This is a genomic window from Microlunatus antarcticus (assembly GCF_014193425.1).
GTDB classification, from domain to species: Bacteria; Actinomycetota; Actinomycetes; order Propionibacteriales; family Propionibacteriaceae; genus Microlunatus; species Microlunatus antarcticus.
This window is the reverse complement of record NZ_JACHZG010000001.1, coordinates 3,092,844-3,116,017: the sequence shown is the minus strand read 5'-3', so window position 1 is coordinate 3,116,017 and position 23,174 is coordinate 3,092,844. Positions and strand designations below refer to the sequence as shown.

The 23,174-nt window shown below is 72.6% G+C and carries 21 protein-coding genes; 12 read left to right on the top strand and 9 right to left on the bottom strand.

The window, feature by feature from the left end; all coding sequences use genetic code 11:
- The first annotated feature begins 8 nt into the window (after positions 1–8).
- Genes ybeY through era form a run of 4 tightly spaced genes read left to right on the top strand, consistent with a single transcriptional unit; the run spans position 9 to position 3,158 of the window.
- Entirely contained in the window at positions 9–500 is a 492-nt protein-coding gene (gene ybeY / locus FHX39_RS14535) for an rRNA maturation RNase YbeY (protein ID WP_183339552.1), read from the top strand.
- The gene (locus tag FHX39_RS14530; protein ID WP_183339550.1) at positions 497–1,819 is read left to right on the top strand and encodes a hemolysin family protein; all 1,323 of its coding nucleotides are present in this window, start codon (positions 497–499) and stop codon (positions 1,817–1,819) included. The genes ybeY and FHX39_RS14530 overlap by 4 nt, the downstream gene beginning before the upstream one ends.
- Complete coding sequence (locus FHX39_RS14525; protein WP_232530634.1) at positions 1,816–2,199, top strand: cytidine/deoxycytidylate deaminase family protein; 384 nt, start codon at positions 1,816–1,818, stop codon at positions 2,197–2,199. Before FHX39_RS14530 ends, FHX39_RS14525 begins: the two co-directional genes overlap by 4 nt.
- A gap of 8 nt (positions 2,200–2,207) precedes the next feature.
- Positions 2,208–3,158 carry a GTPase Era gene (gene era / locus FHX39_RS14520; protein WP_183339548.1) on the top strand — a complete coding sequence of 317 codons (951 nt, stop codon included), beginning with the start codon at positions 2,208–2,210 and terminating at the stop codon, positions 3,156–3,158.
- Between the two features lie 13 nt (positions 3,159–3,171).
- Here the strand turns inward: era and FHX39_RS14515 are convergent, their stop codons facing one another.
- On the bottom strand, positions 3,172–4,182 hold the full coding sequence (locus tag FHX39_RS14515) for a GNAT family N-acetyltransferase (RefSeq protein WP_183339546.1): 1,011 nt from the start codon (positions 4,180–4,182) through the stop codon (positions 3,172–3,174).
- 218 nt (positions 4,183–4,400) lie between these two features.
- Between FHX39_RS14515 and leuA the strand changes: the two genes are divergently transcribed.
- Positions 4,401–6,149: a 2-isopropylmalate synthase gene (leuA, locus tag FHX39_RS14510; RefSeq protein WP_183339544.1), complete on the top strand. Its 1,749-nt coding sequence runs from the start codon at positions 4,401–4,403 to the stop codon at positions 6,147–6,149.
- Positions 6,150–6,212: 63 nt separating this feature from the next.
- Positions 6,213–7,253, top strand: a complete 1,041-nt coding sequence (locus FHX39_RS14505) for a proline racemase family protein (RefSeq protein ID WP_183339542.1) — start codon at positions 6,213–6,215, stop codon at positions 7,251–7,253.
- 101 nt (positions 7,254–7,354) lie between these two features.
- Here FHX39_RS14505 and FHX39_RS14500 read toward each other — a convergent pair whose 3' ends face one another.
- On the bottom strand, positions 7,355–8,914 hold the full coding sequence (locus tag FHX39_RS14500; RefSeq protein WP_183339540.1) for a M1 family metallopeptidase: 1,560 nt from the start codon (positions 8,912–8,914) through the stop codon (positions 7,355–7,357).
- Positions 8,901–9,641, bottom strand: a complete 741-nt coding sequence (recO, locus tag FHX39_RS14495) for a DNA repair protein RecO (protein ID WP_183339538.1) — start codon at positions 9,639–9,641, stop codon at positions 8,901–8,903. Before recO ends, FHX39_RS14500 begins: the two co-directional genes overlap by 14 nt.
- Before the next feature lie 27 nt (positions 9,642–9,668).
- On the opposite strand from recO, the gene FHX39_RS14490 reads away from it, so the two are divergent.
- Both FHX39_RS14490 and FHX39_RS14485 read left to right on the top strand, forming a co-directional pair.
- Positions 9,669–10,487: an isoprenyl transferase gene (locus FHX39_RS14490; RefSeq protein ID WP_183341477.1), complete on the top strand. Its 819-nt coding sequence runs from the start codon at positions 9,669–9,671 to the stop codon at positions 10,485–10,487.
- Between the two features lie 45 nt (positions 10,488–10,532).
- Positions 10,533–11,195 carry a PepSY domain-containing protein gene (locus FHX39_RS14485; protein WP_183339536.1) on the top strand — a complete coding sequence of 221 codons (663 nt, stop codon included), beginning with the start codon at positions 10,533–10,535 and terminating at the stop codon, positions 11,193–11,195.
- 25 nt (positions 11,196–11,220) lie between these two features.
- Here the strand turns inward: FHX39_RS14485 and FHX39_RS14480 are convergent, their stop codons facing one another.
- The 4 genes from FHX39_RS14480 to FHX39_RS14465 all read right to left on the bottom strand — a co-directional run bounded on the left by FHX39_RS14480 (position 11,221) and on the right by FHX39_RS14465 (position 16,185).
- Positions 11,221–11,976, bottom strand: coding sequence for a hypothetical protein (locus FHX39_RS14480; protein WP_183339534.1), 756 nt, complete (start codon positions 11,974–11,976; stop codon positions 11,221–11,223).
- A 101-nt stretch (positions 11,977–12,077) separates the two neighbouring features.
- Positions 12,078–12,368, bottom strand: coding sequence for a DUF6703 family protein (locus FHX39_RS14475; protein WP_183339532.1), 291 nt, complete (start codon positions 12,366–12,368; stop codon positions 12,078–12,080).
- A gap of 101 nt (positions 12,369–12,469) precedes the next feature.
- Positions 12,470–13,810, bottom strand: a complete 1,341-nt coding sequence (locus FHX39_RS14470) for a glycosyltransferase (protein ID WP_183339530.1) — start codon at positions 13,808–13,810, stop codon at positions 12,470–12,472.
- A 26-nt stretch (positions 13,811–13,836) separates the two neighbouring features.
- Positions 13,837–16,185, bottom strand: coding sequence for a glycoside hydrolase domain-containing protein (locus FHX39_RS14465; protein WP_183339528.1), 2,349 nt, complete (start codon positions 16,183–16,185; stop codon positions 13,837–13,839).
- A 382-nt stretch (positions 16,186–16,567) separates the two neighbouring features.
- Between FHX39_RS14465 and FHX39_RS14460 the strand changes: the two genes are divergently transcribed.
- Complete coding sequence (locus FHX39_RS14460; protein ID WP_183339526.1) at positions 16,568–16,894, top strand: antibiotic biosynthesis monooxygenase family protein; 327 nt, start codon at positions 16,568–16,570, stop codon at positions 16,892–16,894.
- 14 nt (positions 16,895–16,908) lie between these two features.
- Here FHX39_RS14460 and FHX39_RS14455 read toward each other — a convergent pair whose 3' ends face one another.
- Both FHX39_RS14455 and FHX39_RS14450 read right to left on the bottom strand, forming a co-directional pair.
- Positions 16,909–18,273: a polysaccharide lyase gene (locus FHX39_RS14455; protein ID WP_232530633.1), complete on the bottom strand. Its 1,365-nt coding sequence runs from the start codon at positions 18,271–18,273 to the stop codon at positions 16,909–16,911.
- An 86-nt stretch (positions 18,274–18,359) separates the two neighbouring features.
- On the bottom strand, positions 18,360–19,265 hold the full coding sequence (locus FHX39_RS14450; protein ID WP_183339522.1) for a polysaccharide deacetylase family protein: 906 nt from the start codon (positions 19,263–19,265) through the stop codon (positions 18,360–18,362).
- Positions 19,266–19,440: 175 nt separating this feature from the next.
- Between FHX39_RS14450 and FHX39_RS14445 the strand changes: the two genes are divergently transcribed.
- The 3 genes from FHX39_RS14445 (at position 19,441) to FHX39_RS14435 (ending at position 23,169) form a co-directional block, all read left to right on the top strand.
- Positions 19,441–20,829, top strand: coding sequence for a glycine--tRNA ligase (locus tag FHX39_RS14445; protein WP_332836844.1), 1,389 nt, complete (start codon positions 19,441–19,443; stop codon positions 20,827–20,829).
- Positions 20,829–22,013 (top strand): tRNA dihydrouridine synthase DusB, encoded by a 1,185-nt coding sequence (gene dusB, locus FHX39_RS14440; RefSeq protein ID WP_183339518.1) that lies wholly within the window; start codon positions 20,829–20,831, stop codon positions 22,011–22,013. The genes FHX39_RS14445 and dusB overlap by 1 nt, the downstream gene beginning before the upstream one ends.
- 91 nt (positions 22,014–22,104) lie before the next feature.
- Positions 22,105–23,169 carry an HD domain-containing protein gene (locus FHX39_RS14435; protein WP_183341475.1) on the top strand — a complete coding sequence of 355 codons (1,065 nt, stop codon included), beginning with the start codon at positions 22,105–22,107 and terminating at the stop codon, positions 23,167–23,169.
- Positions 23,170–23,174: the final 5 nt, after the last annotated feature.

Genomic DNA, 23,174 nt, shown 5'->3' with positions numbered 1-23,174 from the left:
ACGAGAACGTGACTGTCGACATCAACAACGAGTCCGGTCTGGAGGCGGACAGTACCGGCCTGGTCCGGCTCGCCACCTTCGCGCTGGGCCGCCTGCGCATCCACCCACAGGCCGAGCTGTCCATCCTGCTGGTCGACGAGCCGACCATGAGCGCCTACCACGAGAAGTACATGGGGGAGCCGGGGCCGACCGACGTGCTCAGCTTTCCCATGGACGAGCTGCGGCCGCCCCGCGACGACGAGGACGAGCCGCCCGCGGGCATGCTCGGCGACGTCGTGCTCTGCCCGTCGGTGACCGACGCGCAGGCCCGCGAGCACGGCCGTACGGCGCAGGCGGAGGCCGAGTACCTGCTGGTGCACGGCATCCTGCACCTGCTCGGCTACGACCACGCCGACGACGCCGAGCGCGCCGAGATGTTCGGGCTCAAGGACCGTGTCCTCGAGGCCTGGGCGAAGGAACGACCGGACCAGCCCGGACGCGTCGCCGGAGCGGCCCGATGAGCAGCGCCGACTGGGGCCTGCTGGTCGTCGCGTTGCTGCTCGTGGTCCTCGCCGGCCTGCTGGCCGCGGCCGAGGCGGCGCTGAGCTCGATCTCCAAGGCCCGGGCCAACCGTCTCTGCGAGGAGGGCCGTCCTGGCGCCGCGCGGCTGCGCAGGCTCGCCGACGACCCGCCGTCCTACCTGAACACCGCGCTCTTCGTCCGCACGCTGCTCGAGATCTCGTCCATCGTCATCGTGGTCCTGGTGGTCCTGACCAACCTCAGCGTCACCTGGGAGGCCGGGGCGCTGGCGACCGGCGCGATGTTCGTCGTCTCGTTCATCTTCTGGGGTGTCGCGCCGCGCACGCTGGGCCGCCAGCACGCCGACACGGTCTCCCTCGCCGCCGCCGGCCCGCTCGGCCTGCTGACGACCGTGCTCGGACCGCTGACCCGGCTGCTGATCATGATCGGCAACGCCGTGACGCCGGGCAAGGGCTTCGTGGACGGGCCGTTCTCGACCGAGGCGGAGCTGCGCGAGCTGGTCGACCTGGCCGAGACGAGCTCGGTGATCGACTCGGGCGAGCGCCGGATGATCCACTCCGTCTTCGACCTGGGCAACACGATCGTGCGCGAGGTCATGGTGCCGCGCACGGACATGGTCTTCATCGAGGAGCACAAGACGCTGCGCCAGGCGGTGTCGCTCGCGCTGCGCTCCGGCTTCAGCCGCATCCCGGTGATCCGGGACGGGCTCGACGACGTCGTCGGCATCCTGTACCTCAAGGACATCATCAAGCGGACGTACGACGCCCCCGACGTGCAGTCCAAGGAGCGCGTCGGCTCCGTGATGCGGCCCGTGTCGTGGTGCCCCGACTCCAAGCCCGTGGACGAGCTCCTCCAGGAGATGCAGCTCAAGCGCGTGCACCTGGTCGTGGTCGTCGACGAGTTCGGCGGGACAGCCGGGATGGCGACGATCGAGGACATCCTCGAGGAGATCGTCGGCGAGATCACCGACGAGTACGACGTGGAGCCGACCGACGTGACGCCGCTGGGGGAGGACCGCTTCCGCATCTCGTCGCGCCTCCCGCTCGACGAGCTCGGCGACCTCTACGGCCTCAAGCTGGACGACGAGGACGTCGAGACCGTGGGCGGGCTCATGGCCAAGCAGCTGAACAAGGTGCCGATCCCGGGCTCCGTCGTCAGCTACGCCGGCCTCGAGCTGGTCGCCGAACGTTCCAGCGGCCGCCGCAACCGGATCGGGACCGTCCTGGTGACCCGGCAGCAGGACAGCACCGACGAGCCGCAGGCCGACCAGGTGCCCGCGCACGAGGAATCGATGGCATGAGCACCGGACCGATGAGCACCGAACCCACCAGCACGCCCTCCGACCCCGAGGACGTCAAGATCATCACGCTCGCCCGCAGCGCCCTGGCCCGGACGAGCGCGCCGCAGGGCGCCTGCGTCCGCGACACCGACGGCCGGACGTACGCCGCCACGAACGTCGCGCTCGAGCACCTGACCCTGTCCGCGGTCGCGGTCGCCGTGTCCATGGCGATCTCGTCGGGGGCCACGGGCCTCGAGGCCGTCGCCGTCGCGACGGACGACGACCCGGACCCGTACGCGCTCGACGGCGACCTCGACGTGGTCCGTGACCTCGGCGGCGAGGGCGTGGCCCTTTGGGCCGTCGACCCCCGCGGCGTCGTCCGCGGGCGGGTGCTCACGTGAGGCCCGCGATGCCCGGGTCCCTCGACGGCACGGAGACGCCCGAGGGCTTCAAGTCGGGCTTCGCCTGCTTCGTCGGGCGGCCCAACGCCGGCAAGTCGACGCTCACCAACGCGCTCGTCGGCACCAAGATCGCCATCGCCTCGGCCAAGCCGCAGACCACGCGGCACGCGATCCGCGGCATCGTGAACCGGCCCGACGCGCAGCTCGTGCTGATCGACACCCCGGGTCTGCACCGCCCCCGGACGCTGCTGGGCGAGCGGCTGAACGACGTCGTCCGCGCCACGTGGAGCGAGGTCGACACGGTGGGCGTGTGCCTGCCGGCCGACCAGAAGATCGGGCCGGGGGACACCTACCTCGTGGGCGAGCTGGCCAAGCTGCCGCGCGTCCCGGCCCTCGTCGCCGTGGCGACCAAGTCCGACCTCGTCGGCCCCACCCGGATGGCCCAGCACCTGATGGCGATCCAGGCGCTCGAGGAGACGCTCGGCATCACGTGGACGCACATCGTCCCCGTCTCCTCCGTGACCGACGACCAGCTCGACGTCTTGGCCGACACGCTCGTCTCGCTGCTGCCGGACGGCCCGCCGCTCTACCCGGGCGGGGAGGTCACCGACGAGCCCGAGGAGACCCTGGTCGCCGAGCTCATCCGCGAGTCGGTCCTCGAGACCGTCCGTGACGAGCTGCCGCACTCGATCACCGTCGCCATCGAGGAGATGGGCCTGCGGGAGGGCCGGCCGGCCGACAAGCCGCTGCTGGACGTATACGCCTCGATGATCGTCGAGCGCGACTCCCAGAAGGGCATCATCATCGGCCACCGCGGCGAGCGGCTGCGCGACATCGGTGAGAAGTCCCGGCGCCAGATCGAGGCTCTCCTGGGTACCCCGGTCTACCTCGACCTGCGGATCAAGGTCCTCAAGGAGTGGCAGCGCAACCCCAAGCACCTCAACCGCCTCGGCTTCTGAAGGCGCTCGGGGGCTACGCCTCGCTCCGAGGCGTCAGCACCCGCTGGTACATCGCGAACGTCCTCGACAGGCGGTAGCCGAGGGCCTCGTTGACCTTGATCATCGGCAGGTTGTCCACGTTGTTCCAGGTCTCCACGACCTCGACCTGCGGCTCCGTCTCGGCGAGCCAGCGCATCATCTCGATCTTGAGCGCGAGCCCGAGCCGGTGCCCCCGATGATCACGGGTGACGGCGGTGTCGTACTGCAGGGCCTCGCGGGGGGCCCACGGCCGGACGGCGAGGTAGGTGTGCCCGGCCATCTTGCCGGTCGTCCGGTGCCGGGCGACGACGCGACGGATGCGTTCGCCGCGGAGCGCCCGGGCCCGCTCGGCGTCGCGCATGCGGTCCAGGTCGAAGACCTCGTCCTCGAAGGCGAGATCGCCCATCGGTGCGTCGTTGATGGCGGCCGTCGCCGGGATCAGCTCGGCCAGGTGGGCGTCGTCGTAGGGCGGGTCGACCCGTTCGAGCCGGTAGTCGCGCGCGTGCCCGGCGGCGTCGCGCCCGAGGCGGTCGATCTCGGCCGCGTCGAGGTGAGCGAGCACCTGGTGGCGCCGGGCGTCCCGGGCCGCGAGCGCGAAGCCTCGCTCGGCGAGGAGCGCCGTCATCCGTACGTCGTCGGCGCCGACGCCGACCCAGAGGGTCGTGCGTCCGAGGGCCCGGGTCCGGCTGGCCAGCTCCTCGAGCACCACGACCTGGAGCCCCTCGTCGCGCCGGTCCGGACGGACCCGGAGGTGCGCCTCGACCAGGTGCCGGTTGTCGAGGACGGGCACGTCGATCCAGAAGGCACCGACCACCTCACCCGTGTCGTCGAGGAGCAGGGTCGCGCGGCTGGGGTTCAGGTCGCCGCCGTGGCGGAGCTCGATGGCGTGGTCCTCGACGGTCTGCACGAAGGCCTCGGGGTCGTCGTGCACGCGCACCAGCTCGTCCAGCGCGGTCAGCCGCTCGAGCTGCCCGTCGTCGTACGGGTCGACCTCCACGAGTCTCATCCCTCAGGCTCTCGCGGACGGGTCGTCGGTGTCGAGCGCTTTCGCGGGGGTGGTTGGCGTGGCGGGGGCCGTGGGCTAGGGTGACGAACGTGGCAAGCGCGCTGGGGCTCCGGGCCCTCATTCTCCTTCCTTGCCGCAGCGAGGCCTCTTAACGGCCGGCCTCCTCGCTGCGGAGTTCTTGCCTGCCCGGCCAGCTCCCATCAGCAGCGAGGACCCCGATGAGCACCACCCCGTTCGGCACCCGCACCCAGTCCGTGCCGACGCAGACCACCAGCCCGATGCCGTACGGGCGCTACCGCGCCTTCCCGCCCATCGATCTGCCCGACCGCACCTGGCCCGCCGCGCGCATCACCCACGCGCCCCGTTGGCTGTCGACCGACCTGCGGGACGGCAACCAGGCGCTGATCGACCCGATGACCCCGGCCCGCAAGCACAAGATGTTCGCGCTGCTGGTGAAGATGGGCTACAAGGAGATCGAGGTCGGCTTTCCGTCGGCCAGCCAGACGGACTTCGACTTCGTCCGCCAGCTCGTCGAGCGTGACCTGATCCCCGACGACGTCACCATCTCGGTGCTGACGCAGGCCCGCGAGGACCTGATCGAGCGCACGGCCGAGTCGCTGGCCGGCGCGCGGGCGGGGACGATCCACCTCTACAACGCGGTCGCGCCGCTCTTCCGCCGCGTGGTGTTCAAGGTGGACCGCGACGAGTGCGTGAACATCGCCACCCGGGGCACCGAGCTGGTCATGAAGTACGCCGAGCAGCACCTGGGCGACGTCGAGTTCGGCTACGAGTACAGCCCGGAGATCTTCACCTCCGCCGAGCTCGACTTCTCCGTCGAGGTCTGCAACGCCGTGATGGAGGTCTGGCAGCCGGGACCCGGCCGCGAGATCGTCCTGAACCTGCCCGCGACGGTCGAGGTCGCCACCCCGAACGTCTACGCCGACCAGATCGAGTGGTTCAGCCGCCACGTCGACCACCGCGAGCACGTCGCCATCTCCCTGCACCCGCACAACGACCGCGGGACGGCGACGGCGGCCACCGAGCTGGGCCTGATGGCCGGCGCCGACCGTGTCGAGGGCTGCCTCTTCGGCCACGGCGAGCGCACCGGCAACGTCGACCTGGTCACCCTGGGCATGAACCTGTTCAGCCAGGGCATCGACCCCAAGATCGACTTCTCCGACATCGACGAGATCCGTCGCACGGTGGAGTACTGCACGGGACTGCCGGTCCACCCGCGCCACCCGTACGCGGGGGACCTCGTCTACACCGCCTTCTCCGGCTCCCACCAGGACGCCATCAAGAAGGGCCTGGAGGACCTCGACCGCAAGGCCGCGGCCGCCGGGGTGCCGGTCGCCGAGCTGGACTGGGAGGCGCCGTACCTCCCGATCGACCCGCACGACGTCGGCCGGAGCTACGAGGCCGTCATCCGGGTGAACAGCCAGTCCGGCAAGGGCGGCGTCGCCTACATCATGAAGTCCGAGCACCAGCTCGAGCTCCCACGGCGGCTGCAGATCGAGTTCTCGCGGACCGTGCAGACCCACACCGACGGCGAGGGCGGCGAGATCGGCCCGGAGCGGCTGTGGGAGATCTTCTCGGCCGAGTACCTCGGTCGGACGACGCCGCTCCGGCTCACCGAGGTCGTCTCGGCCAGCAGCGCGGGCGGTCGTGACTCGATCACCGCGCGGGTGCAGGACCGCGGCACCGAGCGGACGGTGAGCGGGGAGGGCAACGGCCCCGTGTCCTCGTTCGTCGACGCGCTGTCGGGCCTCGGCTACCACGTACGGGTCCTCGACTACGCCGAGCACGCGCTGTCCGCCGGGGGCGACGCCCTCGCCGCGGCGTACGTGGAGTGCGAGGTCGGTCAGGGCGACAACAGCGTGGTCGCCTGGGGGGTGGCCACGGACGCGAACATCGTCACGGCCTCCCTCAAGGCGGTCATCTCGGCGGTCGACCGCGCGATCGGCTGACGGCCACCACGACGTTCCCTGAGCTTGTCGAAGGGCTGGAGCCCCGGCCACTACCGTGCTCCCGTGTCTGCAGCCCCTTCGACAAGCTCAGGGAACGTCTCCTCGGTCCGGACGACCGACTACCACACCGGGGGTGAACCCTTCCGGATCGTGGTCGAACCACCGGTCGAGATCCCCGGCACCGACGTCGCCGACCGGCGGGCGCGGGCGATCGGGGACACCGACGCCGACGCGCTCCGCCGGTTGCTGTGCTTCGAACCGCGGGGGCACGCCGACATGTACGGCGGGTTCCTCGTGCCGCCGGACGACGCCGGGGCGGACCTCGGGGTCCTGTTCTGGCACAAGGACGGCTTCTCCACCGCCTGCGGCCACGGGACGATCGCCCTCGGCGCCTGGGCCGTGGAGTCCGGCCGCGTCGCGGCGCCCACCGACGGCGTGACCGACGTCGTTGTGGACGTGCCGTCCGGCCGGGTCACCGCCCGCGTCCACACGGTCGGCGGGCTCGTCGAGGCGGTCGACTTCGTCAATGTGCCCAGCTACGTCGTGGAGACCGGGATCGAGGTGCCCACCGCGTACGGGCCGGTCGTCGTCGACGTGGCCTGCGGGGGAGCGCTCTACGCCAGCCTCGACGTCGCCTCGGTCGGGCTGCACGTCGAGCCGGGGAGCATCACCGAGCTGATCGCCTTCGGGCGCGAGGTGAAGCGGGCCCTCGTCGACCACCCCGCCGCGCGCCACGCGCGCGACGAGCGGCTGAGCGGCATCTACGGGACGATCCTCTTCGAGGACCTCGGCGAGCGTCCCGAGGGGCCCCACCAGCGGAACGTGACGATCTTCGCCGACGGCGAGGTCGACCGTTCGCCCTGCGGCTCGGGCACCGCGTCCCGCGTCGCGAGCCTTGCCGCCTCGGGCGTGCTCGGTCCCGACCAGGTGCTGACGCACGACTCGATCGTCGGCTCCCGCTTCGTCGCCCGCGTCCTCGAGCACACGACCGCGGACGGCTTCCCCGCCGTCGTCCCGTCGATCACCGGCACCGCGCACCGTACGGGTGAGCACGAGTTCGTGGGGGACCCGAGGGACACCCTGCCGGGCTTCGTCCTCCGCTGACCACTGGTCACTCCGAGGGGGTGGGCGGGTGGCTACCAGGCTCGAGGTGACCACTGGTCACTCGACCTGGCTGACCAGTGGTCGCTCCGGGGGTGGACTCCTCAGGCGAGGCCGTTGGCCGCCGTCTGCGCGGGGGCGACGCCGGCGTAGATCCAGGCCTGGAAGAACGGTTCGAGGTCGGTCGCTGTGAGGGACTGCGCCTTGGCCATCCAGTCCTCCAGGCTCCGGGTGCCCGGGTCCTGCGCCCACTCGACGTTGAGCCGGGTGAAGGCCTCGTCGCCCATCACGTTGCGCAGCGCCTGCAGCGTCATCGGGCCGCGGAGGTAGACCGTGGTGAACATGTTCCGCCGGCCCGGGTCGATCATGGTCACGCGCCAGAAGTCCCGGGCGTCACGGGCCCGGGCGAAGATCCGCGTCAGCTCGCTCTGTGCGGTCGGGCCGCCGTTGCGCTCCTGCCAGGCCCAGGCCGCCCAGGACGCGTACGCCTCGGAGTCGAAGATGTCGTTCCACTGCCGCACGGTGACGTTGTCGCCGAACCACATGTGCGCGAGCTCGTGGGTCACCAGCTCGTCGGCGTAGCGCGGGTCGACGATCGAGCGCGCCTTGTAGACCGGTCGGGTCTGCGCCTCCAGCCCGTCGAAGGGCAGGTCGGCGTCGGCGACGACGATGCCGCCCAGCTCGGTGAAGGGGTACGGCCCGAAGAGGCCGGCGAGCACGCGGACCTTCGCGGCGGAGGTCTGGAGCGCGGCGAACGCCGTCCGCCGGTCGTCGGCCGACAGCTGGTCGCTGACCGCGTAGACGTACGGCAGGCCGTCCACCACGCCCTGCTCCAGCGCGAAGCCGCCGATCGCGGCGAAGGTCAGGTAGGTCGCCATCGGCTGCCGCGACACCCAGTGCCAGGTGTCCCAGTCGGCCTCGGTCCCGCTGTCCGCGGTGACCAGGCGCCCGACGCTGACCGCCTGCAGGCCGCGCGGGACGCGGATCGAGATGTCCATGAGCGCCGGGTCGGAGGGGTGGTCGTTCGAGGGGAACCACCACGCGGCGCTCTCCGGCTCGCCCGAGACCAGCCACTCCTGACCGGTGCGCGTCCAGGGGTGGCCGCCGTCGGTGTCGGTGACGTCGCCGGGCTCGCCGTCGTACGCGACCTCCACCGTGAAGTCGTCCCCGGCCGCGATCGGCTGGGCGGGCGTGACCCGCCAGTTCGCGTCGCCGTCCTTGGCCAGGCCCGCGTCCTGGCCGTCGACGGTGACCTCGGTGATGTTGAGGCGCAGGTCGAGGAAGAAGCTGTGGAGGCCCTGGAGGGAGCGCGCCGAGATCGTCGTGGTGCCGCTCAGGACCTCGGTGCGCGGGTCCCAGCTGACCCCGATCTGGTAGCGCGAGACGTCGTAGCCGCCGTTGCCCGCGCCGGGGTAGTAGGGGTCCCCGACGCCGCGCGAGCCGTCGATCACGGAACCGTTCGCCGGACCTGAGGCCGCCGGCGACAGGTCCGGTGCGACGCGGCGCCAGACGGCGGCGAGCCCGAGCGGCAGCAGCAGGGACGCGACGAGGGCGAGCGTGACGACGGCGGCGAGGAGGTAGACGTACGCGGGGCGGCGTGGTCGGGACGTCAGCCGTTCGGGGCCCGTCGAGGGCGGCGGCCAGCGCGGGTCAACGCTCGACATGCGCCATCGAGCGGAGCGAGCGGTCGAGGTGCCACGTGGTGAAGGCCGACGTCAGCCCGCTGGCCTCGCGGGCGGCCCGCGGGGCGACGTCGCGGGTCGCGGCCCAGCGCCCCTCGAGCAGGGCCCCGAGCAGCTCGAGGGTGTCCGGCGAGGGCCGGGCCGAGCCGGGCGGGCGGCAGCGTTCGCAGACGGCGCCGCCGGCCGAGGGGGAGAAGGCCGCGTGCGGGCCCTCGAGCCCGCAGAGCGCGCAGTCGCGGAACGACGGCGCGTAGCCCGCGACGGACAGGGCCCGCAGCAGGTAGGAGTCGAGCACCAGGGTCGGCGGCCGCGGTCCGTCGGAGGTGCCCGAGCCCAGGGCGCGGAGCGCGCCGACGAGCAGCCGGTAGTGCTGCAGCGCGGGCTCGCCCTCCTCGACGACGAGCCGGTCGGCCGTCTCGAGCATGACCTGACCCGCCGTGTACGCGGGGTAGTCGGCGCTCAGCGGCCCGCCGAAGGCGTCCAGCGACTCGACCTGGGCGACGACGTCGAGGGAGTGCCCGGTGGCGAGCTGGACGTCGATGTGGCTGAACGGCTCGAGCCGCGCGCCGAACTTCGACGAGGTCCGCCGGACCCCGCGGGCGACGGCGCGGACCTTGCCCCGGCCGCGGCTCAGCAGCGTGATGATGCGGTCGGCCTCGCCCAGCTTGTGCGTCCGCAGCACCACGGCGTGGTCGCGGTAGGTGGGCACCCCGTTATTGTCCCAAGCGTGCCAAGACTGTCCCGGAAGAGAGAGCCGGCGGCGCGGCGCACGGGTCCGCCCGGCCCGCCCGCCCCGCATCGCGAGGGCGCGCTCCCGCCGGCGATCGACGCCGCGAAGGTTCCGCAGCACGTCGCGATCGTCATGGACGGCAACGGGCGCTGGGCCAAGCAGAGGGGTCTGTCGCGCACCGAGGGCCACGCCCGCGGCGAGGACGCGCTCTTCGACGTGATCTCGGGTGCCATCCAGATCGGGGTCAAGTACCTGTCGGCGTACGCGTTCTCCACCGAGAACTGGCGGCGCTCGCCGGAGGAGGTCCGGTGGCTGATGGGCTTCAACCGCGACGTGATCCACCGTCGGCGCGACCAGCTCGACGCGATGGGCGTCCGGGTGCGCTGGGCCGGGCGTCGGCCGCGGCTGTGGCGCAGCGTGATCTCCGAGCTCGAGAGCGCGGAGGCGCAGACGGTCGACAACGACGTGCTGACCCTGCAGTTCTGCGTGAACTACGGCGGGCGCGCCGAGATCGTCGACGCCGTCCGGGCGATCGCGACCGACGCGGCCGCCGGGCGGCTGGACCCGGCCAAGCTCACCGAGGAACGCTTCCGGCGGTACCTCGACGAGCCGGAGATCCCCGACGTCGACCTGTTCGTCCGGTCCTCCGGCGAGCAGCGCACGTCGAACTTCCTGCTCTGGCAGAGCGCGTACGCCGAGCTCGTGTTCCTCGACCGGCTCTGGCCCGACTTCGACCGGCGCGACCTGTGGCACGCGATCCAGCTGTACGCCGACCGCGACCGTCGCTACGGCGGAGCGGTCCCGAACGAGGTCCCGCCGCAGTAGTGCGAAGGGCTATGGAGAGTTGAACGGTCTACCTAATCTGCCGTGATGGGACCTCTCGCCTCGCCCCTCGTCCGCTCCCACGTCCGGCCGCTGCGCCGTGGCGCCGTCACCGTGGCCGGCCTCGCCGCCTTCGCGCTCGTCGGCTGCGGCGCCGACACCACGGAGTCGCCGGCCACCGCACCGGCCCCCTCCAGCTCGACCTCGGCCCCGCCGCCCCCGGCCGACAGCGCCGCCCCGAGCAGCACGCCGAGCGCCACGGCGTCCTCGACCGCGGGCAACGGCGCCGCGCTCGTCGCCGCCGGGAAGACCGCGGTCGCCGAGGTCTCGGGCTCCACGCTCGTCTCGATCGAGACCGACACCGACGGCGGCACGACGGTGTGGGAGGTCCAGCTCGTCAACGGTGACGGCGACGAGCAGGACGTCGACGTCAGCGCCGACGGCGCCAGCGTGGTCCGGACGTCTGCGCTCGACCGCCAGGACGCCGGCGACCGGCGCGAGAACCTGGCCCGCGTCGCAGGCGCAAAGCTCGACTACGCCGCCGCGGTGGACGCCCTGCCGAGCACCGTCGCCGGCGGCACCATCAGCGAGCTCAAGCTCGACACCGACCGCGGCCGGGTCGTCTGGGACGCCGAGGTGCGGGCGGCCGGCGGTGGCGAGCGCGAGGTCACCCTCGACGCCGGCACCGGCGACGTGATCCAGGACCGCTAGCCCCGCCCGGTCGCCTCGCGGGTCGTCAGCCTCCGCTCTTCACGGCGTCGGCCCGCGAGGCGACGGCGTCGACCCGCGAGCTGACGGCGGCGACCGCCGCGGTGCCGGCGTACGTGGCCTGGTAGCGGTCGGTGCCGGGGAAGGGCTGCTTGTTGCTGTACTTCCCCTTCTTCTCGGTCGTCAGCAGGGCGACCCGCTTCGGGTTCGGCGTCTCGACCGGGCCGAGGCGCAGGATGCGGACCCGCTCGCCCTTCACGCCCTCGAAGCGGCTCCGCTCCCAGCTCGCGCGGCGCAGCTTGCCGGCGAAGGTGACCTTGCGTCGGACGGGCTCCGGGCCGGCGTTGAACGACAACGTGCTGGCCCGGCGCACGCTGAAGCTGCGCTCGGCGTAGCGGCGACCCTCGGCCTCGAAGGAGAGCAGCCAGGTGCCCGCGTCGGCGTCCTCCAGCTCGGAGGTGTCGATCGTGAGCTGGCCCTCGTACTCCACGCCGCCGTCGAACGGCGGGGGGCCCTCCGAGAGGTCGACGATGATCTCGCGGTGCGGCGCCAGCACGCGGACGTACGGGTTCTCGAAGGAGCTGAAGCACCCGGCGTAGCCGTCGACGAACACCCGCGTCGACGTCGAGGCCAGCGGCCCGAGGACCACGTCGTCAGGGGTGGGGGAGACGCCGGTGATCGGCGCACCCGGGTCGGGGCAGTCGTCCGCCCAGGCCGCCGGGGCGACGGTCAGCAGACCGGCGGCCAGCGTGGTCGTGACAAGAGCGGAGACGAAGCGGTGCACGGGAGCTCCTCGGGGGCGGAGTGGGCCGCGCAAGCAACTGAGAGAAGCGCGGTGCTTTCTCAGCCGCATCCTAGGGTCTGCTGCGCCGGCTCGTCACCCCCTCAGAAGCGGGTGGCTCCGAGGACGACGACCAGCCCGACCATCACCAGGCGCATGAGCTTGCCGCCGGCGCTGAGGGCCGGCCAGGCGAGGAACGTCAGCCAGACCAGGAACAGCCCGATGAGCACGAGCGCCACCAGCGCCACCGGTGCCGGGGCGAGGACGGCGACGGCGAAGAGCGCGACCGTCGCCAGCGGGACGGCCTGCTTGGGCAGGGCGGTGAGCCGGACGAGCGCGGGCCGGCTCACGACCTCGAGGCGGGCGCGCAGCGGGGACGGGGCGGTGTCGGGCACCGCCCCAGTGTGGCCCGACCTGTCCCGAAAGTGGTCACTCCGGGCCCCGTCCAAGGCCAGTTCCGGGGTCGGAGTGACCACTTTCCGGAAGAGGATGGGGGTCAGAAGGCGCCCAGGGCAGCGACCTGCGGGGCGGGGAGACGGGCGAGCAACCGGTCGAAGACGGTCAGTCGGTCGAACTGGCGGGCGTGGTCGCGGGCCGCGAGCTCCATCATCTCGCGCTCGATGTCGGGCAGGCCGAGGGCTTCGTCGAGGGCGTCGGCGATGGCCTGCGGGTCCTCGACCGGGACGATCAGCGCGGTCTCGCCGACGGCCTCGCCGATCCCGCCGGTGTCGCACGTGATGACGGGCCCGCCGCCGGCGAGCATCTTCTCCACCAGGGCGATCCCGAACGTCTCGACGAACTCGGGCATCGGCTTGCTCGGCAGCACGAACGTCGCGCAGCCGGCCATCAGGGCCGGCTTCTCGTCGTCGCTCACGTCGTCGAGGAAGCGGATGCGGTCGGCCGCGCTCGAGGCGGCGGCGACCGCGTGGAGCTCGGCCGCGTCGGGACCGTTGCCGGCGATCACGAGCGTCTTGCCCGCGGCGGTCGGGCTGGCCGCGAAACCGGCGATGAGGTCGTCCACGCCCTTGGCCCGCGCGAGCCGGGAGAGGTAGAGCACGTACGAGCCGGGCGTCAGGCCGCGGGCGGCGAGGACCTCGGTGGTGGCCGCCGGGTCGAGGTCCAGGTAGTCGGCCGTGTTGATCGCCGGGTACGAGATCGCGACCCGCTCGCGGCACCGGTCGGCGAAGCGGGTGCCGTGCCGCGCGTCGATCGCCTCGGCGGAGGAGACGACGAGGTCGCGGGTGTACTCCGAGACGGCGACGGGCACGTCGCTGCCCAGGAACGCGGTCAGGACCTGCGCGGCGGCGCCGAACTGCTCCTTCTCCACGCAGGTGCGGACGACGTTGGTCACGTCGGAGCCGACGGCCTCGGCGATGGTCGTCACGTTCACCGGCAGCCCGGTCTCCCGCGCGACCCGGACGGCCTCGCTCACCGCGAGCGTGTGCGGGCTGAGGTACAGCGACATCGCCACGGTCGGGACGCCGTCGGTGAACAGCTCGACCAGCCGGCCGACCAGGCCCGACAGGTAGCGCCCGTCCGGCACGCGGTAGTCGCCCACGGGCTCGGGCCGCTCGACCTCGATGCCGTCGCTGTAGGGCTGGACGCTCTCCAGCGGCTTGAGCGGCAGGCCCGCGGCGACGAGGCGCTCGACCGGCCAGGTCACGATCTTCACCTCGCTGAAGCCGCGCAGCAGCGCCGCCTCGGCGAGGTTGCGCGCCTCGCCGGAGTGGCCGCAGATGACCGGGTCGGCACGGACGACGATCACCAGGCGGCGCCGCGTACGGGCGCGGGGCCGGCGACGTCGCGGCGGACGGGAACCTTCCAGGGGCGGGGTCATTCCGGCTCCTCTCAGCCTGCTGCTCTTCAGCCTGTGGTGGTGACGGGGACGGGCGCGGCCGAGGGCTCGCGGTGACCGGCTCCGGGTGGGGTGACGGACGGGGGTCGGGTGGTGGTGCCCCACGCGGACGGCGTGGGCCCGAGGTCGATCTGCAGGGTGCCGCCGCGGTGCAGGTCGCGGGTCGAGACCCAGCTCTGCTCCCACGGCTGGTCGTTGAACCGGACGGACTGGACGTACTGCGGCGGGCGGTCCGGGCCGGGCTCGAGGAACCCGGTGGTGGTGATGTCGAGCTGCTCGCGGCCGAGCCGGAGGCGCGACCACGAGAACGACGGCGCGTTGATCAGGTAGAGGCCCTGGCCCGCGACGGGGAACAGCCCGAGGCTGGCCCAGACGTACCAGGAGCTCAAGCCGCCGGAGTCGTCGTTGCCGGGCAGCCCGCCGCGGCCGAGGCCGAACATGTTCTCGACGACCCCGTGGACGATCTCCGCGGTCCGGTCCGGGCGCCCGAGGTAGTGGTAGGCCCACGGGGCCTCCATGTCGGGCTCGTTGTTGAGGCCCTCGAAGCGGTTGAGGGCGTAGCCGGCGGCGAGCTCGGCGACGCTGGGGCGCTCGCCGACCTGGGTCACCGCCCCCGCCCCGAAGCCGAAGAACGTGTCGAGCATCGCCAGGTACGCGTCCTCGCCGCCCGCGAGGTCGATGCGCGCGGCCATGTCGTGCAGGACGCGGAACGAGTAGTTCCACTTGCCGCCCTCGTAGAACGAGGAGTCGACGAGCAGGCCGCTGACGGCGTCGAACGCGTTCACCCACCGCGTGGCGAGCTCCTCGAGCTGCCCGGCGAGTGCCGTGTCGCCCACGTGGCGCGCGACCTTGGCCGTGCAGTGGTAGCCGAAGGCCAGGTCGAGAGTGTGCGTGACCGGGTGGGCCACGCCGCGGAGCAGGAACTCCTCCCCGTACGCGCGTCGGAGATCGTTGTCCATGTGCACCAGGGCCCAGTCCCAGTCGATGCCGGGCAGGCCGAGGGTGCACAGGTCGGCCAGGAACGTCTGCGCCAGCGCGCTGCCCTGGCGCGAGAAGCGGTCCACGCCCTTGGCCATCCGGTAGCCGATCGGGAGGTTGCCCTCCTCCTCGCAGACGTTGAGCAGCGCGTTCGCCAGCTCGACCGCGCGGGCCGGGAACAGCGCCGTCAGCAGCGGCAGCTGCGTGCGGTAGATGTCCCACATCGTGCAGATGTCGAAGGCAAACGGCCCGTTCGAGGGCCAGAACGGGCTCTCGTCGACGGCGAAGCAGGGCTTGATCATCCCGTGGTAGAGCGCGCTGGAGAAGATCTTGCGCCGCGTCGCCGACGGCGTCTCGACCCTGATCCGCGCCAGGTGCTCGCGCCACACGGCGGCGGTGCCGGCGCGTCGGCCCTCGAACGCGGCCGGTCCGGCGACGGCGAGCGTCGGGTCCTCCGGGAGATCGGGCCGGCGGACCTCGATCTGCTCGCGGGCGGCGTTGTCGCGCCGCAGGTTCATGCGCGCCTGCGCCGTGCCGCGCAGCGAGAAGCCGAAGCGCACCTCCACGACCTGGCCTGGCTCGGCCCGCCCGCGCCACATCAGACCGAACGGGCGCAGGGTGGTCGGGCGGATCCGGTCGAAGTCCATCCGGGTGCCGCCCTGCATGAGGCGGCGGTCGTACCAGAGCAGCTGCGGCCAGTCGCCGCCGTCGAGCTCGACGTGCGTGGCCAGCGGGGTGCCCTCGACGACGATCTCGGCGTTCGCGACGCCGGGGCTGATCGTCTCCAGGTGCGCGCGCAGCGGGACCGTCGCCCCGTACGGGATCGCCAGCCCGCCCATCGAGAAGTCGATCACCAGCCGCGCGTCGGCGTGGGCGGGGAACGTGTAGCGGTGGACCGCGCTCTTGGGCCCGACCGTGAGCTCGCAGCGGATGCCCTCCCCACCGGTCCGGGGGCCGGCGGCCGAGGGCGAGCCCGCGCCGAGGGTGCAGGCGTAGTAGCCGGGTTCGGCCTCCTCGTCCGAGATCGGCCAGTTGGTGCCGAGGGCGTCGAGCGGCTCGAGCATCGGGGTGACGCGGAAGTAGTTGTAGTACTTGCGGATCGCGCCCGTCCCCGACTGCTGGAAGTGCGTGAAGCCGGACGCGACCGGCTCCTCCAGCAGGCGCGGCGGGACGCCCTCGGTGTTGAGCTCGTAGAGGCCGTAGCCCGTCGGGTAGGCGCCGGAGTAGGAGCAGGCCGAGACCATCCCGAAGGGGTACGTCGCGCCCGGGTGCGTGTTGCCGACCTGCGGCTTGGGCCACCACCACGACGCGGCGAGGCCCACCGGCGGGGGCAGCTCGGTCGCGGAGGACCCGATGAAGGGGTCGACGTGCTCGATCATCAGTGCCTCCGTCAGGTCGTCGGGAGCGGGCGTTGCAGCGGCGGAGCGGACGGACGGAGGAGGAGGAGCGGTCCCGAGTTCACCGAACCTAGGGCGTCCAGGTGGCCGTTGGGTTTCGCGCAGGTGACACCCTGCTGTCGATCCGGTCACGAGCGGGGACTGACAACGTTTGCCTGCCTGACCAGGCCGGACACCGCCTTCTGAAGGCTGGCGAAGGGCCGGATACGGCCAGGAGGAAACGCTCCCTGAGCCTGTCGAAGGGCCACGAAGTGGTCGGCGTCCGAGAACCCGGGGTCGGTGAGAGCCAACCTCTTCGAGGCCCTTCGACAAGCTCAGGGAGCGTTCCTCGACCTCGTGGCCGGCTCACGGCGATACTCACCCCGTGATCGTCGTGACGCGCTTCCAGGTGCCCGAGCAGGAGACGGAGGCGTTCGTCGCGCAGGCGGAGGCGGCGATCGGGGTCCTGCGGCAGCGGGGCGGGCTGCGCTCGCTCGACTTCGCGCGGAACCTGGACGAGCAGGAGCTCTGGACCATCACCGCGCGCTGGGACGACGTCGGCTCCTACCGCCGCGCGCTCTCGGGGATCGAGTCGCGCTCGGTGGTCGTGCCGCTGCTGTCGCGGGCGATCGACGAGCCCACCGCGTACGAGGACCCTCACCTGGTCGGTCCCAACCTCGCGCGCGGGTCCGTCCCGCCCTTCGCTCCCTGAGCCTGTCGGCGGGCTCAGGCCACCGTCACCACGAGGTTGTCGAGGTCGACGTCGCCGCCGGAGCTTGCGGTCCAGTCGTCGTTGTCGCCGCCCCGGAAGATCGACCAGTCGAGGTGGGTGACGTGCACCGCGTGGTCGGTGCGGTAGACGACGTCGCTGCGGTCAAGGACCCCGACGCCGTCGACCCAGGCCTGCAGCCGGCCGTCGGCCTGGCCGATCGTGTTGAGCCTGTAGCACTGGCGCAGCGTGTGCCAGGTCCCGTCGACGATGCTGCGCCCCCAGCTCACGTCGTCGCCGAACGTGCCGGCCTGGCCCGGGTGGTAGAGGTAGGTGACCGCGAGGTCGGGCTGGCCGGACTCGCGCACGAACCGGAAGAGCTTGGGCCCCAGCCACATGACCCGGCCGGACCAGCCGTGGTCGGTCTTGCCGCCGCCGGTCGGCGTGGCGGGCGAGACGCCCGGCGCGACGCCGAGCAGCCCCGGGAGCTTGCCCCCGGCCGAGACCTCGAAGCCGGGGGAGAAGCGCACGTCGTACGTGACGCAGGCGGAGTCCCGGCTCTGGTCCTCGAGCGGGACGACGAGGACGTTGCCGTCGCCGGGAGCGTCGTTGCGGTCGAGGATGCGGTGCGCTGCCAGGTGGGTGCGGACGAAGCGGCTGCGCCCCTGGGGCTCGCGCTCGTACGTCATCGAGTCGTACTCCGCGTCGGAGCGGTTGGTCTTGCCCACCGCACGGATGAACGAGTCCGGCGTGACCGGTCCGAGGGTCTCCTCGTCGAAGCGGGCGTCGATGACCGTCTCGCCGGGCGGGTCGCTCTCCCCGCTGAAGGTCGGGCCAGGCGACGCGGCGGCCTCGGGCCGGGCGGCGTAGAAGGACCCCTCGGCGGCCCAGCCGCCCCCGCGCAGCGCGGTGCGCCCGGCCGCGGTGGTCGCGTAGCGGTGCACCCCGCCGGCCTGGAACCGTTGCACCTGGACGGTGCAGGGGCTCGCGGCCCGCGCGACGTACGCGACGACGCCCTGGTCCACGTAGCCCCAGCTCCGCACCGCCTCGGTGACCTCGTCGGCGTCCGCGGTCCAGAGCTGGTCGCCCTCGCCCTTGCGCAGCTGGTGGACCGCGACGAGCCCCGGGGTCGGACCGGTCGCCGCGCGGAAGAGGACCCCCTCGTCCTGCGTCCAGCCGGTCTCGCGCGCCGTGGTCGCGCCGCTCGCGGTGGTGGTGAAGAGCCCGGTCCGGGTGGCCGGGTTGACCTGGTAGCGCACCGGCACGGTCATGGCCGCGCAGCCGGAGGGGTCGGCCGGCGGGGCGGCGACGGGCCGCTCGTGCCCGGCCAGGACGACGACGGCCGTGGCGACGAGGGCCATCACGACGAGGCCGGCGGCCAACGCCAGGAGGACCTGCAGGCGCCGGCTGATCGGCCCACTTCCTCGCGGACGTCGGGCTCGGCTGCGGGAGGAGCGGCGGGCGTGGCTCATTGCGGCCGGGCGGCCGCCTTGGCCGACAGCTTGACGTGCGGCGCGAGCACCGGGTGCCAGCCGGCGGCGACGACCGCGTCGAGGAGGAAGCGGAGGGCCTCGACCGACTGCGACCGGTCCCCGCCCCCGTCGTGCATCAGGATCACCACGCCCGGGTGCAGGTGCGAGACCACGCGGTGCACGATGACCGCGCTGCCCGGCCGGGACCAGTCGCGCGGATCGTCCGACCAGCGCAGCGGGTCGAGCCCGTGGGCGTCCATCGCCTTGACCACCGTCGGGTCCCACAGCCCGCCCGGCTGCCGGTAGAACGTCACCGGGGTGCCGTGCGGGGCGGCCGCCCGGACGTCGGCGAGCCCGTCGGCGACCTCGGCGTCGACGTACTTCCGGCCCTTCTTGTTCATCGTCAGGTCGTGGTCGCGGCTGTGGTCGCACAGCTCGTGCCCGCCCGCCACCTCCTTCTTGACCAGCGAGGGGTAGGTCTTGGCCTGGTCGCCGATGAGGCAGAAGACGGCGTGCACGTGGTGCTGGGCCAGCAGGCCGAGCACCTGCGACGTGGAGCCGGGCCAGGGCCCGTCGTCGAAGGTGAAGGACACCGCGGCCCCGTGCCCGCGGGGGACCCAGACCTCGTGGCCCTTGAAGTGCCCGACCCAGGTGTCCGGCGGCGGGGTGGGCGCGGCCTTCGTGGGCCTCGTCGGCCTGGGCGTCGGGCTCGACGTGGCCGAGACGCTCGGGCGCGCCGTGGGGCTCGACGTGGTGGAGCTCGCGCTGGGGTCGCTCGTCAGCGACGGGCCCGGGGCGGTCGCGGCCGGAGCGGGCGGAGAGGCCGGCGGAGGGATCGTGCCGCACCCGGCGAGCGCGAGGGCCAGCAGGGCCGGCAGCAGCACGCGTGGGACCCCCGTCACCGGAGGATCATCGCTCACGGCCCGTCCGCCGGCCCAGCGGCGTGAGAAAAGAACCTCCGGTGTCGCGACGCCGAGAACCGCTGCCTTCGACACCGGCACTAGGCTCAGGCGTCGTGCCGTCCCAGCCGGGGGCGGCGTACGACCGCGCCCCACCGTCTTGTTTGGAGCTCTCCTCGTGGCCCCCACGACCCTCGACAACGTCATCAGCCTGTGCAAGCGCCGGGGCTTCGTCTTCCCCTCGGGCGAGATCTACGGCGGGACGCGGTCGGCCTGGGACTACGGCCCGCTGGGCACCGAGCTCAAGGAGAACATCAAGCGCCAGTGGTGGCGCAGCGTCGTGCAGAGCCGCGACGACGTCGTCGGCCTCGACTCCTCGGTGATCCTGCCGCGCCAGGTCTGGGTCGCCTCGGGCCACGTCGGCGTGTTCACCGACCCGCTGGTCGAGTGCCTCCACTGCCACAAGCGGTTCCGCGCGGACCACCTGCAGGAGGGCTACGCGGAGAAGCACAAGGTCGACGACCCCGACACCGTCGAGCTGACCTCGGTGCCGTGCCCCAACTGCGGCACGCGCGGGCAGTGGACCGCGCCGCGCGACTTCAACATGATGCTCAAGACCTACCTCGGCCCGGTCGAGGACGAGTCCGGGCTGCACTACCTGCGCCCGGAGACCGCGCAGGGCATCTTCGTCAACTTCGCCAACGTCGTGCAGACCACGCGCAAGAAGCCGCCGTTCGGCATCGGCCAGGTCGGCAAGAGCTTCCGCAACGAGATCACGCCCGGCAACTTCATCTTCCGCACCCGCGAGTTCGAGCAGATGGAGATGGAGTTCTTCGTCGTGCCCGGCACCGACGAGGAGTGGCACCAGTACTGGATCGACGAGCGCACCCGCTGGTACACCGACCTCGGCGTCGACGCGGCCAACCTGCGCCACTTCGAGCACCCGGCGGAGAAGCTGTCGCACTACTCCAAGCGCACGGTCGACATCGAGTACCGCTTCGGCTTCGCCGGCAGCGAGTGGGGCGAGCTGGAGGGCGTCGCCAACCGGACCGACTTCGACCTCAAGACCCACTCGGAGCACTCCGGCAACGACCTGTCCTACTTCGACCAGGCGAGCGGCGACCGCTTCGTCCCGTACGTGATCGAGCCGGCGGCGGGGCTGACCCGCTCGCTGATGGCGTTCCTCATCGACGCGTACACCGAGGACGAGGCGCCGAACACCAAGGGCGGCGTCGACAAGCGCACCGTGCTCAAGCTCGACCCGCGCCTCGCGCCGGTCAAGGCCGCCGTGCTGCCGCTGTCGCGCAACGAGGCCCTGTCGCCCAAGGCGCGCGACCTCGCGGCCGAGCTGCGCAAGAGCTGGAACGTCGACTTCGACGACGCCCAGGCCATCGGGCGCCGCTACCGCCGTCAGGACGAGATCGGGACCCCCTTCTGCGTCACGGTCGACTTCGACACCCTCGAGGACGACGCGGTCACGATCCGCTCCCGTGACGAGATGACCCAGGAGCGTGTCGCGCTCGACCAGGTCGTCGCGTACCTCGGCGCGCGGCTCCCGGGCTGCTGATGACCGGGCTCTCGACGAGAACCGGCCCCTGGGCTGCGGCGGCCCCGGTCGTCGAGCTCGCCCCCATGGCGGGGGTGACGAACGCGGCCTACCGGCAGCTCTGCCGCGAGCAGCACGAGGCCGGCGGCGGGACGGACGGGTTGTTCGTCTGCGAGATGATCACCAGCCGCGGGATCGTGGCCGGGGACCGCAAGACGATGGAGATGCTGCAGTTCGACCCCGGGGAGACGACCCGGAGCGTGCAGCTCTACGGCGTCGACCCCGTCACGATGGCCGACGCGACGGCGATCCTCTGCGAGCGCTTCGGCGTGGGCCACGTCGACCTGAACTTCGGCTGCCCGGTCCCCAAGGTCACCCGCAAGGGCGGGGGAGCGGCGCTGCCGTACAAGCGGGACCGGCTGCGCTCGATCCTGCGGGCCGTCGTCGCGGCCGCGCGCCCGTACGGCGTCCCCGTCACGATGAAGACCCGCGTCGGGATCGACGACGCGCACCAGACCTACCTCGACGCCGGCACCATCGCGGAGGAGGAGGGCTGCGCCTCCATCGCGCTGCACGGGCGTACGGCGCAGCAGTCCTACTCCGGCCACGCCGACTGGTCGACCATCGCCAAGCTCAAGGAGCACGTCTCCATCCCGGTGCTCGGCAACGGCGACGTCTGGGAGGCCGAGGACGCCCGCCGCATGCTCGACCAGACCGGCGCCGACGGCGTCGTCGTGGGCCGTGGCTGCCTGGGTCGGCCGTGGTTGTTCCACGACCTCGCGGTGGCGCTGCAGGGGGACGGTTCAGGGAGCGACTCGGAGCGTCGTGCCCTGCCGACCTCCGGTGAGGTCGCCGTGACCATCCGCCGGCACGCCGAGCTGCTCGCCGGGCTCCAGACCGACCCCGAGCAGGGTGAACGCCGCGCGCTGACCGACCTGCGCAAGCACATGGCCTGGTACCTCAAGGGCTATCCCGTCGGCGGCGACACCCGGCGCGCGCTGGCCATGGTGTCGTCGTTCGCCGAGCTCGACGCCGCGCTGGCCGGGCTCGACCCCGACCTGGCCTTCCCGGTCACCGAGCTGGGGACGCCGCGCGGCCGCCAGGGTGCGCCGAAGAGCAAGGTCGCGCTGCCCGAGCACTGGCTCGACGACACCAGCGGCGCCACTCTGGACCTCGACGACGACGAGCACGTCTCGGGTGGCTGACCCGTTGCGCCCTGAGCCCTTCGACAAGCTCAGGACAGGCTCGGTCGACGGGCCCGAGCCCTCGGCGCGCGCCCAGCAGTGGGCGACGACCATGCACGGCCACGCGGCCGAGGGCCTCGTCCGCGCCCACGCCGGGTCGCACGGGCACGTCGGGCCCGGCCGGACGGTCGACCGGCTGACGCGGGAGGCGTACGAGCGGGAGTCGCTGCGCTCCGGCGCGACCCTCGCCGCGGGGGCGGGGGACCGCGTCCGGCCCGAGGAGCCCGACGCCGAGCGGACCTGCTTCGAGCGGGACCGGGACCGGATCGTGCACTCGACCGCGTTCCGCCGGCTGGCGGGCAAGACCCAGGTCGTCGTGCACCCGACCGACCACCAGCGGACGCGGCTGACGCACGCCCTCGAGGTCGCGCAGGTGGCGACGTCGATCGCCCGCGGCGTCGGCGTGAACGTGGCGCTGGCCGAGGCGATCGCCCTGGGCCACGACTGCGGCCACGGCCCCGGCGGGCACGCCAGCGAGGACGCGTTCGACGCGTACGTGCCCGGCGGCTTCGACCACGGCCCGTGGGGCGCCGACGTCTCCCTGCTCGACCTCAACCTCTGCGCCCAGACGCTCGACGGCATCCGGAACCACTCCTGGTCCCGCCCGGCACCGAGCACCGTCGAGGGGGAGATCGTCAGCTGGGCCGACCGGATCGCCTACTGCGCCCACGACCTCGAGGACGCCGTCCACGCCGGGATCCTGGGCACGGACGAGATCCCCGACGCCGTCGCGGACGTGGCCGGGCGGTCGCGGCGCGAGCAGCTGGGGCACTTCGTCCGCGCGGTGGTGGCCGGGGTGGCCGAGCACGGCGAGGTCGGGATGGCGGCCGACTCGGCTGCGGCGCTGGCCTCGCTGCGGGCGTTCAACTACGAGCGGATCTACGTCCGGCCCGAGTCGCTGGCCCAGTCGCGGGCGGTGGTCGAGGTGCTGCAGGCGCTGGTCGAGCACTTCACGGCCCATCCCGGGGCACTGCCCGGAACGGTGGTCCCGACCGACGACCCGGTGCTGACCGCGGTGACGTACGTGGCGGGGATGACGGACCGGTTCGCCTTCGACCTGGCCGTCCGCGACCTCGGGTGGGCCTCGGAGCGTCTGCCCCTGCGCCCGGGCGGGTAGAGACT

Bases quoted from the DNA above. Each gene is read 5' to 3' on its own strand.
- FHX39_RS14530 (WP_183339550.1), top strand. From the start codon at position 497: ATGAGCAGCGCCGACTGGGGCCTGCTGGTCGTCGCGTTGCTGCTCGTG.
- FHX39_RS14525 (WP_232530634.1), top strand. From the start codon at position 1,816: ATGAGCACCGGACCGATGAGCACCGAACCCACCAGCACGCCCTCCGAC.
- era (WP_183339548.1), top strand. From the start codon at position 2,208: ATGCCCGGGTCCCTCGACGGCACGGAGACGCCCGAGGGCTTCAAGTCG.
- FHX39_RS14515 (WP_183339546.1), bottom strand. From the start codon at position 4,182: ATGAGACTCGTGGAGGTCGACCCGTACGACGACGGGCAGCTCGAGCGG.
- leuA (WP_183339544.1), top strand. From the start codon at position 4,401: ATGAGCACCACCCCGTTCGGCACCCGCACCCAGTCCGTGCCGACGCAG.
- FHX39_RS14500 (WP_183339540.1), bottom strand. From the start codon at position 8,914: ATGTCGAGCGTTGACCCGCGCTGGCCGCCGCCCTCGACGGGCCCCGAA.
- FHX39_RS14485 (WP_183339536.1), top strand. From the start codon at position 10,533: ATGGGACCTCTCGCCTCGCCCCTCGTCCGCTCCCACGTCCGGCCGCTG.
- FHX39_RS14470 (WP_183339530.1), bottom strand. From the start codon at position 13,810: ATGACCCCGCCCCTGGAAGGTTCCCGTCCGCCGCGACGTCGCCGGCCC.
- FHX39_RS14465 (WP_183339528.1), bottom strand. From the start codon at position 16,185: ATGATCGAGCACGTCGACCCCTTCATCGGGTCCTCCGCGACCGAGCTG.
- dusB (WP_183339518.1), top strand. From the start codon at position 20,829: ATGACCGGGCTCTCGACGAGAACCGGCCCCTGGGCTGCGGCGGCCCCG.
- FHX39_RS14435 (WP_183341475.1), top strand. From the start codon at position 22,105: ATGCACGGCCACGCGGCCGAGGGCCTCGTCCGCGCCCACGCCGGGTCG.